We start from the raw sequence: 12,157 nt of genomic DNA on the forward strand, positions 1-12,157 counted from the left end.
CCCGCCGAAAAAGTGGCGCTGCCCTCCCCCCGACCCCCTCCCAACTTCGTTGGGAGGGGGCGAGATTCTTAGGGGAGGTGCGCGGCGGCTGCGCCGCCGCGCACCTCCCCGTTAGCTTTTCCCCTTCTCCCCCGCGCGCGGGGGAGAAGGGGCAGGGGATGAGGGGGCATATTGGCAGCCGACTCCAAAATGAGAATTGCTGGCCCGCGAAAGCGGGTATCCAGAGGCGTTGCCTTGGACTCCCGCTTCCGCGGGAGTGACAACTTTTCGGCCAACCATACCGATTCGCCCCCCCCGATCCGCAGTGGGCTGGGCAGCGCGCCTGCACGTCCCGCGGGCCAGGCGACGCGCAACGGCAGCGCCACCGAAGCGCCATCGTCTACGATACGCTGGGCTCCCGACGGCGCATTGACGGGCGCCGTGTCGCGCAATTGCCACGCATGGCAATTTGCACTATGATGGGCGCGTTCCAGCCAACCGCCGCAACGCCCGGAGCGCCCTGCCATGCCCGACACCAACCATTGGAACGTCGAAACCACCGACCACATCACGACGCTGACGCTGAACCGCGCAAGCGCCAAGAACAGTCTGTTGCCGGAAACGCTTGTTGAACTACGCACTATTACAGCGTGGCTCGCGGCCGACCGCGCCACCTGGGCGGTGGTCGTGCAGGGCGCCGGCGACCATTTTTCGACCGGGGTTGACGTCGGCATCATCGGCCAGATGCCGGGCCAGCCCGAGGCCGAGTACCGTACCAGCCTGCGCACGATGCAGAGCGCCCTCGATGAATTTGAAGCGCTGGAGAAGCCCGTCATCGCCAAGCTGCGCGGCTTCTGCATCGGCGGCGGCCTGCTGCTGGCGCTCTGCTGCGATTTTCGCATCGCGTCGCAGAAGACCTACTTCTCGTTGCCCGAGGTGAAGATTGGTCTGGCGGTCGTCATGGGCACGCAGCGCATTACGCGCGTGATCGGCCCGGCGGCGACGAAGGAACTGGTGCTGCTCGGCGAGCGTTTTGATGCCGACGCGGCGCGCGGGTACGGACTGGTGCATCGCGTCGTACCCCCGGCTGAGTTGGACGGTGCGGTGGCCGCATTTGCCGACAAATTCAAGCGTCTGCCGCCTCGCACAGTCGGCATCGCCAAGCGCATTATCGACCACGGCGCATCCATGTCGCTGCGCACGAGCCAGGACCTGGAGATCGACGCGCAGGCGGAACTGCTGAACAGCGCCGACCTGCGCGAGGCGATCGCCAGCTACACCGGGCACCGCGAGCCGCGCTACAGCGGCGACTGATGCGGCCGCCCGCCTACCGGCTGGGCAGCACATCGTATGTGTACCGCGCCGGGTTGGTCGAGAACGCCAGCCGGCTCGCCAACTGGGTGCGCGACGTGGAGCTTGTCTTGTTCGAGTTGCCTGACGGCAGCGGGAACGTGCCGGATGCCGCGACCGTGGCCCAACTCGCGGAGATTGGCCGCGTACACGATCTGACCTATACGGTTCACCTGCCGCGCGACTTGCGCGCGCCGCCACACCCATCCATTGATGCCGCTCGGCGTATCGTCGCCGCTTGTGAACCGCTCCAACCGCACGCATACGTGTTTCATCTGGACGGCGCCGGCGCCGGAACGCTGGACTGGACGGCGCAGGCTATCGAAGCGGCGCGAGCGCTCGTGGCGATGGTGCCCGGCCCGCGCTGTCTGTCGCTGGAGAATCTGGAAAACTATCTGCCCGAATATTTGCTGCCAATCTTTGATGCGGTGCCGCTGTCGCGCGCACTGGACATCGGGCATCTCTGGAAAGCCGGCCGCGACCCGGCGCCGTTCATAGAGACCTGGCTGGAACATGCGCGCGTCGTGCACCTGCACGGCTTTCAGGGCAGCGACCATCTGCCGTTAGCGGTGATGTCAGCGGCACGACTGGACCCGATTCTGGAGCGCCTGAACAACTGGGACGGCGTGTTGACGCTCGAGGTGTTTGAGGATGATTTTTTCATGAGCTATGCGGCATGGGCGACAGCGATCCAGCGGCTGCACAGCAGAGCGGGCGCGTGAGCGGCATCTGGTCCGATCTGTGCGCGGCGTTCGCGTTCTTGACCGTGCTGCCCGGCATACCGTCGAGCACACGGTCACCCGGCTACGCCTTTGCGTACTTCCCACTCGTGGGACTTGTGATCGGCGCCGCGCTGTGGGTCATCGTGTCGCTGCCGCTGCCGGTCGACGCCCGCGCGTTCTTCGCGCTCGTTGCGTGGATCGCGCTGACCGGCGGCCTGCACCTCGACGGCTGGGGCGATGCCTGCGACGGGTTGCTCGCGACGACCACGCCGGAGCGCCGGCTGGAGATCATGAAAGACCCGCGCGCAGGTATGTGGGCCGTGGTCGGAATCAGCACGTTACTGCTGGGCAAGTTCGGCGCGCTGCGGCTCATCGCACCGCTCGCGCTCGTGGCCGCGCCCATTGCGGGCCGCTGGGCGATGGCGCTGGCGGCCGGCGTCTTCCAGTCGGCGCGCGCGTCCGGCAGCGGCGCCTACTTCCGAACCGGATTAGGCCGCAGGCAACTGGTTGTGGCGTCGCTCATCACGGCGCTTGCGTGCGGAACGCTCGGCTGGTTCGACCGGCGCGCCCTGCTTGGCCTGGCCGTCGCCCCGTTGCTCGCCTTCGGACTTGGGCGCTGGGCCGCTCAGCGGCTCGGCGGCGGGCTTACCGGCGACGTGTACGGCGCGCTGTGCGAATTGACCGAACTGGTCTGCCTGTGGGGTGCGGCGCTGTGGGCCGTCTGATTCTGCTACTGGGCGGCGCGCGCAGCGGCAAAAGCCGCCACGCGGAGGAGTGGGCGCGGGCGCACGGCCGGCGCGTGCTCTTCGTCGCCACGGCGGAAGCGCTCGACGACGACATGCGCGAGCGCATCGCCCATCATCGCGCTGCGCGGCCGCCGGAATGGACCACGCTCGAAGCATCGCGGCACGTCGGCTCGGCCGTTCGCCGCACGGGCGCGGACTGCGACACAGTCGTGGTGGACTGCCTGACGCTGCTTGTATCCAACACCATGCTGGCGTTGCCGGAAGATGCCGCCTCCGCCGAAGTCGACGCCGCCGTGCTGGGTGAAACGCGCGACCTGCTCGATGCGTGCGCCGAATCGTCGGCCACGTGGCTGGTCGTCAGCAACGAAGTCGGCATGGGGGTGGTGCCGCCCACCCGCCTGGGCCGGGCGTATCGGGACCTGCTGGGGCGCGCCAATCAGCGCGTCGCACAGGCGGCGACGGAGGTAGTCCTGCTGGTGGCCGGGCTCCCGTGGACGCTGAAAAGCACGTAGACATCATAATGACCGGTAGCGCACGGTCGCAAGGAATGACCCTATGAGTTGGCAGGATCTCGAGCGCGCCGACGCAGAACTGGCCGCTTTTGGCGTGGCGCGTATGAACGGCACGGTGTCCTATCTCGCCACCGTCCGCAAGGACGGCGGCCCGCGCGTGCACCCCGTCACGCCGATTATTGGTCAAGGACGGCTGTTCCTTTTCATGGAACCGACCTCCCCCAAGGGGTTCGACCTGAAGCGCGACTCGCGTTTCGCCTTGCACGCCGCCGTGCGCGACACGGACGGCTCCAACGGAGAGTTTATGGTGACCGGCCGGGCGTGCCTCGTCTCGGATTCGGAAACCCGCAGCATCGCCACACAACTGGCGCCCTACGAGCCGCGCGAGCGCTACATCCTGTTCGAACTTGCCGTGGACAGCGCATCGAGCACCACCTATCCGAAGGACGGCGCGCCGTCGCGACGGCGCTGGGAACGCGGTGCGGCATGAAGCTGCGCACAGGTGATCCATTCATGGCGGCCGGCGAATATGGCCGCTCGCTCGGCGGACTATCGGTGAACCTACTCGTGCGTTCGGTGGCGGAGGCGGTGCGCTTCCAGCGCGACGTGCTCGGCGCGAGCGTCGTCTATGCCGACCCGGACTTCGCCGTCGTGCGTGGCTGGGGCGGCGAATGGATGCTGCACGCCGACCATACCTACGCCGGGCATCCGATGCGCGAACGGGCCGGCGACGACCTGCCGCGCGGCGCCGGCGTGGAATTGCGGCTGCACGGCGCCGATCCGGATGCTATCGCGGGCCGCGCGCGGGAAGGCGGGTTCGTCGTGCTCGCCGGCCCCGACGACAAGCCGCACGGCCTGCGCGAGGCGCACATCCTCGACGGTGACGGCTTCGTCTGGGTGCCCGATCGGCCGCTCGCCTGAATGTGCAACCGCAAGCGACCTTTGACAGCCCAGCGCCTTATGGTAGACTCAATTCAGCCTTCTCCCCGGCATGCGCGGGCAGGTCAAAGGAACCGGCCGTATGAACAAACAGCATTTCCGCAAGCGACTGACGGATGAAAAAGCCCGGCTGCGGCGCGATCTCGATGCGACGCGGCCGGTCATCGATGAGGGCCGCGTCGGCTACAGCACGCATCAGGCCGACGACGCCAGCGATGTCTTCGAGCAGTCCAAGAACGAAACGGTGCATGAGCAACTCGAATGGCTGTTGGCCGAGGTGGAGCACGCTCTGACGAAATTCGATGCCGGTACGTACGGCGTGTGTGAGGTGTGCGGCAAGCCGATCGGCGACAATCGCCTCGAAGCGCTGCCCACGGCGCGCTACTGCATGGATGACCAGATCAAGGTTGAGAAGCGAGCGAACATCACGTGAACCGCATGATCAAGCTGGCAGCGGTGCCGCTCCTGGCCGTGGCGTTCTTCGGGCTCGACCAGTGGAGCAAGTCCCTCGTTCAGGCGAACCTGGCTGTGGGCGAATCGTGGATGCCGGTCGATGCAATCTATGACTGGCTGCGCGTGACGCACGTGCGCAATTCCGGCGCGGCGTTCGGCATGTTCCCATGGGCCAACGATCTATTTAAGCTGATTGCGATTGGCGTCATGATCGGCATCGCGATCTACGCGTTCCGGAACCGTGCCATCGCGCCGCTCTGGGTGCAAGCCAGCCTCGGGCTCATTCTGGGCGGCATCAGCGGTAATCTGATCGACCGCCTGCGCTACGGAAACGTCACCGATTTCATTGACTTCGGGTACCGGGCCAATTGGTGGCCGGTCTTCAACATCGCCGACAGCAGTGTCGTCGTCGGCATCACGCTGCTGGCCGTCTATATCGGGCTGCAGCCGCAGGCCCAGCCCGCGCCGCCCGAATCGCAACTCGACGCGCAATAGCCAGCAAGCAGAGCGCGACCGGACGGTTGTCCGGTCGCGCTTTTTCGACCCGCCAGCGCCGAATCAGTCGATGATCGCCTGGTACACCGTGTTCTGAAACATGGGGCGGATCGGCTCGACCGCCGCCAGCAACTGCGGCATGAAGATCGAAATCATGTCTTCCAGCGGATCGACGTGGAAGCGTGTGGCGGCCGCCCCGCCCCACCCGTACATGCCCGTCGAGCCGAGCGTCCCCGATTCGTCGCCGATACGCATGCTGAAGCCAAGTCCGAACCCATCGCCCGGCAGCCGTTCCGGGCCGAGCTGAAGCGGCAGGAGCGTCGGCGGCAAATGGTTGGCGGTCATCACCGCCAGCGTCTTGCGGCTTATCATGCGCGCGCCATCCAGCTCGCCGCCGTTCAGCAGCATCTGCGCAAAGCGCAGGTAATCCGCCGCCGTCGATACCAGGCCGCCGCCGCCCGACGGTACGCGCGCGGGCGAGCGATACGGGCTGGCCGCCGGGGCATCGGCCAACAGCAGGCCGCCCGTCGGATTCGGCATATAGCACGCGGTGAAACGTCCCACCTTCTCCGCAGGCACATGGAAGCCGGTGTCGCTCATGCCAAGCGGCTGGAAGATCTTTTCCGCCAGGTACACGTCAAACGGCTGGCCGGCGATGACCTGCACCAGGTAGCCGAGCATGTCGGTCGCCATACTATACCGCCAGCGCGCGCCGGGCTGGTTCGCCAGCGGTATGGACGCGATCCGGCGCGCCATCTCGTCCAGCGGCACAACCATGCCGCCCAATGGTGCAAAGATCTTGGCGGCGCGAAACAGATCCTCGACCGGGTGATCGGTGAACAGGCCGTAGCCCAGCCCGGCGGTATGCGTGAACAGGTCGTGCACGGTGATGGGCCGCGCCACCGGCGACGTCACCACCGCGCCGCTCGCATCGCGCCCGGCATACACGCGCATGTCCTTGAATTCGGGAACGTACTTGGATACTGGGTCGCTCAACAGCAGCCGGCCCTGCTCGACCAGCATCATCAGCGCGATGCTGGTGATCGGCTTCGTCATCGAGTAGATGCGGAAGATGGCGTCCGCCTGCATCGGCTTGTTGGCCTCGACATCCATCTGGCCGATGCACTCGAAATGCGCCACCTGTCCATGCCGCGCAACCAGCGTGATCGCGCCTGCGATGATGCGCCGGTCGACGTATGACTGCATGACGGTACGGATGCGTGCCAGTCGGTCCGACGACAGGCCAACCGATTCGGGGGCAACGACGTTCATGATTCTCCTTTTGGACTCGCGGGCATGAGGCCCGTGCAACGTCAGGTGAGCGTTTGCGCATGACTCGAATGCACCTGCGCCCGGTTCGTGCATGGCCGCTATTATAGCATGGCGTCGCGGTTCCGATGGTTAGTGAAGCTCAGGGTTCCGCAGACCTTGACGAGGGGCGGTATAATATAGGTACGCCAAAGGAGCAGCGCCATGACGCGATTTGCCGACCTGATGTGCTCGCGGGTAACCACCGCCCGGTATTGCTTGCTTGCTGGTGTAATCATCTTCTTTATAACCGGCGGGCCATTCTACACGCTCCTGTCGCCGCCGCTAGCGCTGCCGGCCACCGGCGAGATCGTCGGATATCGCTGGTATGACGCACCACAGGCCGCCGGACCCGTCGAAGTTACCGTTTTCGCGTTCAGCGATGCCTCTGGCGCAACCCGGGAGATCGAGCGCGTCGGCCATTTCGTGGCATCCGTGCCGCTGCGCTTCTCCCGGCTGCAGTCGGTCGTGGTCGACCTGGATAGCGCACCAGCCAGCCCGGGCCAGTTTGTGTTCCTTATCGGCGTCGGCCTGGCACTGACGGGTGCCGGTCTGTCATTGAATGCCCGATGGCGCATGCACAGGTACCAGTCCAACCTGCGCCGTGTTCTTCGTCACTGAGTACCCGGGTTCGCTTCTGGCGAAGCAGTCGCATTGAGCCAAACTGACAAGAGGACGTCGGTACCATGCCTCTGCGCGATCGGTTCTGCTATAATGTGGTCACTTCATGACTGTTGATACCTTTAAGCGCTGGGAAATCAGTGAGGGCGGGCAACGCTTGGATCGCTTTCTAGCGTCGCAGGTCGCCGACCTGTCGCGCGCAAGCCTGCAGCGCCTGATTCACGAGGCGCGTGTGCTGGTTGACGGCGCGGAAGCCAAGGCCAGCCATCGGCTGACGCCTGGCGAAGTCGTGACGCTGGACGTGCCGCCGCCAGAGCCGCCGGTACTGATCGCCGAATCGATCGATGTCCCGATTGTTTACGAGGACGATGACCTGATTGTGGTGGACAAGCCGGCCGGCATGGTGGTGCATCCCGGCCATGGCGTGTCGGCGGGCACGCTCGTGAACGCCATGCTGGCACACTGCCCTGGCCTGGCGGCCTTCGAGGACTCGTTGCGCCCCGGCATTGTGCACCGGCTGGACAAGGACACGTCGGGAGTGATGGTCGTGGCCAAGACGCCCGCCGCACAGCAAAACCTGATTGCGCAGTTTGCAGCCCGCACCATCAAGAAGACGTACTGGGCGCTCGTGCACGGGCGCGTGGAGAGCGAGCAGGGGTTGATCGAGGCGGCCATCGGGCGCAGCCGCAGCCAGCCAACGCGCATGGCGATTTCCGGCAAAGCGGAGCGCCCCGCCCGCACGGCGTTCCGGGTGCTGCGGCGCTTCGCCGCCTTCACACTGATCGAAGCGCAGCCGGTGACCGGCCGCACACACCAGATTCGCCTGCATTTTGCCGCCCTGGGTCATCCACTGGCGGGCGATGCCGCATATGGACGCCCCAACGAGGCGATCGCGCTCGCGCGGCAATTCCTGCACGCGCGCGCGTTGCGCCTGCGCATGCCGTCGTCGGGCGTCGAGCGCGAGTTTGGAGCGCCGCTGCCCGCCGACCTTCAGTCCGTGCTGGACAGTTTGCGATAGAGTCAGACCGGGCCAGCCGTTTCCGCCCGCCCGGACCCAGACGAGGTACGCATTGACTGCTCCTCTTAAAAGCGGCGCGCTGCGCGCCATGCGCGAAGAGAACGACCGGCTCAAGCACGAGCTGGAATTGCTGCGCCACGAAAACGAAGCCTATCGCGACACCATCCGCGGCCTGCAGGAACTCCAGGAGGCGCGTTCGAAAGCGCGCAACGAAGGCGATCTCATGGCGTTCCTTGACAAAGCGCTGGCCAGCGCCATCGGCAGCGTGCACGGCAGCGACGGCTCGCTGCTGATGGTCGACAGCGACAGCGGCGACCTGGTCTTCATGCAGGTGCGCGGGGCCGTCAGCGCGACCCTGCCCGGCTACCGCACCGCGCGGGGCGAGGGCATCGCCGGATGGGTCGCCGAGCATGGACTGCCGCAAATCGTCAACCAGCCGTACTTTGATGCGCGCTTCCTGAGGCGCGTCGATACCTACTTTCAGTTTGTCACCCAGAACCTGATCGCCGTGCCGATCAAGGGCGATCAGGGCGTGCTCGGCGTGCTCGAGGTGCTGAACAAGACGGGCAACCAGGCTTTCAACGCGCACGACCTGGAAATCCTCACGGTCATCGCCGACCTGTTGACCGGAGCGATTACCCGCGTGGACAACGCGACGCAGGACCAAGAGCCGTAAGGCCGCGCGCGGCCGCCGATTCCAGTTGCGCCGATCAACACCATGCGCCGCCGGGTTTCCCGCGCGGCGCAGTCGTTTGACGCCAACGCGCGCCTTCATGTATCATCATGCGTACGAATGTTCTAGTACCAACCATCCCACGCGCCCGCCACGGCGGGCCATTCCGGAGCCAGACGTATGCGCCAGATATCCGTTGCCGTCGCGCAAATGATGCCCAAGTTGAACGCGCTGGAAGACAACCTTCAGCACATGAGCGACATGATCGCCGCCATCTGCAAAGGGCAGAAAGTGGATCTGATCGTCTTCCCCGAACTCGCCACCAGCGGCTACGAGTGCGGGCTGAACTTCACCGACCTGGCGCAGACCGTGCCGGGCATGGCCGTCAACGTCATCGCCCAGCGCGCGTCAGAGTTCAACGTGCACGTCCTGTTCGGGATGCCGTTGAAGGCCAAGGTCGAGAGCATCATCTACGACGGCGCCGTGCTGGTCGGCCCGGACGGCGAGTTGATCGGCGACTACCACAAAGTCCACCTGCGCGGCGCGGAACGCATGGTCTTCCGCCCCGGCTTCCGCTTCCCCGTCTTTGAGACGTACTTTGGCAACCTGGGCGTGCTCGTGGGCTGGGATCTCGCTTTCCCTGAAGCGGCGCGCAGCCTCGCGCTCGACGGCGTGGATATTCTCGCGGTGTGCGCCAACTGGGAGACGCCGAACGAGGAAGAGTGGCACGCCTATCTGATGGCGCGCGCCTTTGAGAATTCGCTGTTCGTCGCCGCGGCCAATCGCATCGGCGACGAGCCGTCGTATAAGTTCTTCGGCGAGAGCAGCATCATCGGGCCGCGCGGCGAAGTGTTCGCGTCGGTCGATACCGGCATCGAGGGGTACGGCCTGGCCAAGATCGACCTCGACCAGGTCAAACAGGTGCGCGAAGAACATCAAATATTGCAGTATCGTCAGCCCCTCGCGTATCGTAATATAGTAAGGAAGTACTAGTTTGACCGGCCAGGATGGCCGGAATCCTGGTCGGTTGAACCGTTCATGCACTTTCGCACCAATCTAACGCGCTGGCTGCTTCTCGCCGGCATGCTGCTACTGGCCCGCCCCCCGGCGTCGTCGGCATCCCTGCTGGACAATCCGCCGCCTTTGAGCGGATGGACGCATCCGTCCGCATTGCCAGGCGGCGATTCGCCTCTGCGGAACGGCATCGCGCTGTCAGGTACGGCCGTGGTGCGCGGCTCGCCCGTCATCGCCGAGATCGACGGCAGCGCCACCGATGGACAAGAAGCCGCCATCGCCGGCGGCGATGGGCGGCTGTACGTCTATCATGCGAACGGCTCGCTCCTCTGGTCCGTGAATGTCATGCCGTGGGCGTGCTCAACCGGCGCATACGATTTCAAGATCAACTCCGCGCCGGCCGTCGGCCCCTTGTTCGGCGACGGCATGGCGTACGTGGTTGTATCGTACGGCACGATGGCCGCGAGCGATTGCGATGGCGGCGTGGCCGCGTACCGCGGCTCCGACGGCGCGCTGGCCTGGCGCTTCAGCACGCGCGCATGGCAGCAGAGCCAGGGTTACGCGCCGGAGTCGCTTTACGGCGTCGTGTCGTCGCCCAGCCTGGCGGACACCGACGGCAACGGGCGGCTGCAAGTCGGCTTCGGCGCGGAAGACCGCAACATCTACCTGCTGAACCACGACGGGGCCGTGCGCTGGTATTACAACGCCGCCGACACGACCTGGTCCACCCCCGCCTTCGCCGATGCGAACGGCGATGGCCGCCTCGACATGATCATCGGCACGGCGATGAGCGCCAACGGCGCGCTCAATCCCCCCACGCAGGACGGCGGCTTTCTGTACGCGTTCGACACGGCGCCGCGCACACCGCGCCGCATCGAGTTCTGCTCCGGCGGCTGCGCCGGCTCCGCGTATATTTGGCAAGCGTTCTTCGATCAGGCCATCTTGTCCTCGCCGGTCATCGCCACCGTGCGGCCCGACCTTCCCGGCCCGCAGATCATTATCGGCAACGGCTGCGCCTTCGCTCAGCGCGGCCGCTGGGTCAAGATTCTGCGACTATCCGATGGCGCGACCCTGCAGACGCTCGGGCTGCCGCCCGGCTCAGCCTGCGTGCAATCGTCGGTCGCAGTAGGCGATCTGGATGACGATGGCGTGCCCGAGGTGGTGGCGGAGATTTCGGGCGCGACGGCGATGGGCGGCGACGGCTACGGCCGCGTGGCGGCCTGGCGACCGCGCGCTTCGTCTACCCCCTGGTGGTCGTTGATCCCGCGCAATGCAAGCGCCGCCGCCAACGATCCCTACCTCGGCGATCTCGCCGCGCCGGCCATCGCCGACCTCGACGGCAACGGATCGCTTGAGGTGCTGGTCTCCAACATGTGGGATGTGACCGTCATCGATGGCCGCACGGGCGCGCAACTGACGTGCGGCGGACCGTCGTGCGGCGCGACGACGTCGCTGTTCGCATGGTGGACGCTCAAGTCCACGCCCGCGGTCGGCGACCTGAATGGCGACGGCACGCTCGACGTGCTGATCGGCGGCGCGCACATGAACGACAGCGGCGGGACGCGCGGATACTTCTACGCGTGGACGAACCTGGGCGGACTGCTCGCGTCGTCGCCGGGGCAGCAAGCGGCATACAGCGCGCCGTGGCCGATGTTCGGCGGCAATGCGCAGCACACCGGCTCGGCCGCGCCGCACCGGCTCGTCGCCGCGCCCGGCGCCATACAGATCATGCTGCCGCGCGGCAGTTCACAACGGTTCTCAATCAGCCTCACCTCCGCAGACGGCGCATCCCTGGCGTGGTCCGCCAGCGAAGACGATCCCAGCCGCATCATGCAGGTCTCGCCGGCCAATGGCACAACCGGTGGCGCCATCGCGCTGACCGTAAGTGCTCCTTCAGCGCCGGGCAGCTACACCGGCACGCTGCGAGTCTCCACGGCAGGCGCACCGCCGATATCGATTCCGGTGGCGTTGAGCGTGCCCGAGCGAATCTACTCGTTCTACCTCCCTCTGATCCTGCATTAGCCGCCTACCCGTCCGCCCGCTTCCGGGCGCCAGCAATTCTCATTTTGGAGTCGGCCGCCAGGTTGCCTGCTCATCCCCTGGCCCCTGCGCGCGCGCGGGGCGCAGGGGAAAAGCTAACGGGGAGGGCAACGCCGCTTTCTTGTCGAGCCAGCATGCGTGACAAGCACCAGGGGGGCCAGTTCATAGCACGCCGGCAATGGAAAGTACCCGCCCAAGGCCAAAATGAGAATTGCTGACTCCGGCACAGCAATTCTCATTTTGGAGTCTGGCCACCAAGCTGCCCCCGCATCCCCTGGCCCCTTCTC

Annotated in this window: 14 protein-coding genes; 13 read left to right on the forward strand and 1 reads right to left on the reverse strand. The window is 65.9% G+C overall.

Annotated features, from left to right (window positions below; all coding sequences use genetic code 11):
* Positions 1-504: 504 nt before the first annotated feature.
* From HZB53_15045 to lspA, 8 genes are all read left to right on the forward strand, one after another.
* Complete coding sequence (locus HZB53_15045) at positions 505-1,293, forward strand: enoyl-CoA hydratase/isomerase family protein (protein MBI5878965.1); 789 nt, start codon at positions 505-507, stop codon at positions 1,291-1,293.
* On the forward strand, positions 1,293-2,051 hold the full coding sequence (locus HZB53_15050; GenBank protein MBI5878966.1) for a sugar phosphate isomerase/epimerase: 759 nt from the start codon (positions 1,293-1,295) through the stop codon (positions 2,049-2,051). Before HZB53_15045 ends, HZB53_15050 begins: the two co-directional genes overlap by 1 nt.
* Positions 2,006-2,776 carry an adenosylcobinamide-GDP ribazoletransferase gene (gene cobS, locus HZB53_15055; protein ID MBI5878967.1) on the forward strand — a complete coding sequence of 257 codons (771 nt, stop codon included), beginning with the start codon at positions 2,006-2,008 and terminating at the stop codon, positions 2,774-2,776. Before HZB53_15050 ends, cobS begins: the two co-directional genes overlap by 46 nt.
* Entirely contained in the window at positions 2,764-3,309 is a 546-nt protein-coding gene (gene cobU / locus HZB53_15060) for a bifunctional adenosylcobinamide kinase/adenosylcobinamide-phosphate guanylyltransferase (protein MBI5878968.1), read from the forward strand. Before cobS ends, cobU begins: the two co-directional genes overlap by 13 nt.
* 43 nt (positions 3,310-3,352) lie before the next feature.
* A complete protein-coding gene (locus HZB53_15065; GenBank protein ID MBI5878969.1) occupies positions 3,353-3,799 on the forward strand; it encodes a pyridoxamine 5'-phosphate oxidase family protein in 447 nt (148 codons plus the stop codon).
* Positions 3,796-4,230, forward strand: coding sequence for a VOC family protein (locus HZB53_15070; protein ID MBI5878970.1), 435 nt, complete (start codon positions 3,796-3,798; stop codon positions 4,228-4,230). Before HZB53_15065 ends, HZB53_15070 begins: the two co-directional genes overlap by 4 nt.
* 100 nt (positions 4,231-4,330) lie before the next feature.
* Positions 4,331-4,681 carry a TraR/DksA C4-type zinc finger protein gene (locus HZB53_15075; GenBank protein MBI5878971.1) on the forward strand — a complete coding sequence of 117 codons (351 nt, stop codon included), beginning with the start codon at positions 4,331-4,333 and terminating at the stop codon, positions 4,679-4,681.
* 5 nt (positions 4,682-4,686) lie between these two features.
* On the forward strand, positions 4,687-5,196 hold the full coding sequence (gene lspA / locus HZB53_15080; GenBank protein ID MBI5878972.1) for a signal peptidase II: 510 nt from the start codon (positions 4,687-4,689) through the stop codon (positions 5,194-5,196).
* A gap of 63 nt (positions 5,197-5,259) precedes the next feature.
* Here the strand turns inward: lspA and HZB53_15085 are convergent, their stop codons facing one another.
* Entirely contained in the window at positions 5,260-6,468 is a 1,209-nt protein-coding gene (locus HZB53_15085; protein MBI5878973.1) for a beta-lactamase family protein, read from the reverse strand.
* A 201-nt stretch (positions 6,469-6,669) separates the two neighbouring features.
* Here HZB53_15085 and HZB53_15090 point away from each other — a divergent pair, with 201 nt between their 5' ends.
* From HZB53_15090 to HZB53_15110, 5 genes are all read left to right on the forward strand, one after another.
* On the forward strand, positions 6,670-7,125 hold the full coding sequence (locus HZB53_15090) for a hypothetical protein (GenBank protein ID MBI5878974.1): 456 nt from the start codon (positions 6,670-6,672) through the stop codon (positions 7,123-7,125).
* A gap of 106 nt (positions 7,126-7,231) precedes the next feature.
* On the forward strand, positions 7,232-8,143 hold the full coding sequence (locus tag HZB53_15095; GenBank protein MBI5878975.1) for an RluA family pseudouridine synthase: 912 nt from the start codon (positions 7,232-7,234) through the stop codon (positions 8,141-8,143).
* 52 nt (positions 8,144-8,195) lie between these two features.
* Entirely contained in the window at positions 8,196-8,819 is a 624-nt protein-coding gene (locus tag HZB53_15100; GenBank protein MBI5878976.1) for a GAF domain-containing protein, read from the forward strand.
* A 177-nt stretch (positions 8,820-8,996) separates the two neighbouring features.
* Positions 8,997-9,809 (forward strand): carbon-nitrogen hydrolase family protein, encoded by an 813-nt coding sequence (locus tag HZB53_15105; protein ID MBI5878977.1) that lies wholly within the window; start codon positions 8,997-8,999, stop codon positions 9,807-9,809.
* Between the two features lie 45 nt (positions 9,810-9,854).
* The gene (locus tag HZB53_15110) at positions 9,855-11,852 is read left to right on the forward strand and encodes a VCBS repeat-containing protein (protein MBI5878978.1); all 1,998 of its coding nucleotides are present in this window, start codon (positions 9,855-9,857) and stop codon (positions 11,850-11,852) included.
* The last annotated feature ends 305 nt before the right edge of the window (positions 11,853-12,157 follow it).

It is taken from the genome of Chloroflexota bacterium (genome assembly GCA_016235055.1).
Classification (GTDB): domain Bacteria; phylum Chloroflexota; class Anaerolineae; order JACRMK01; family JACRMK01; genus JACRMK01.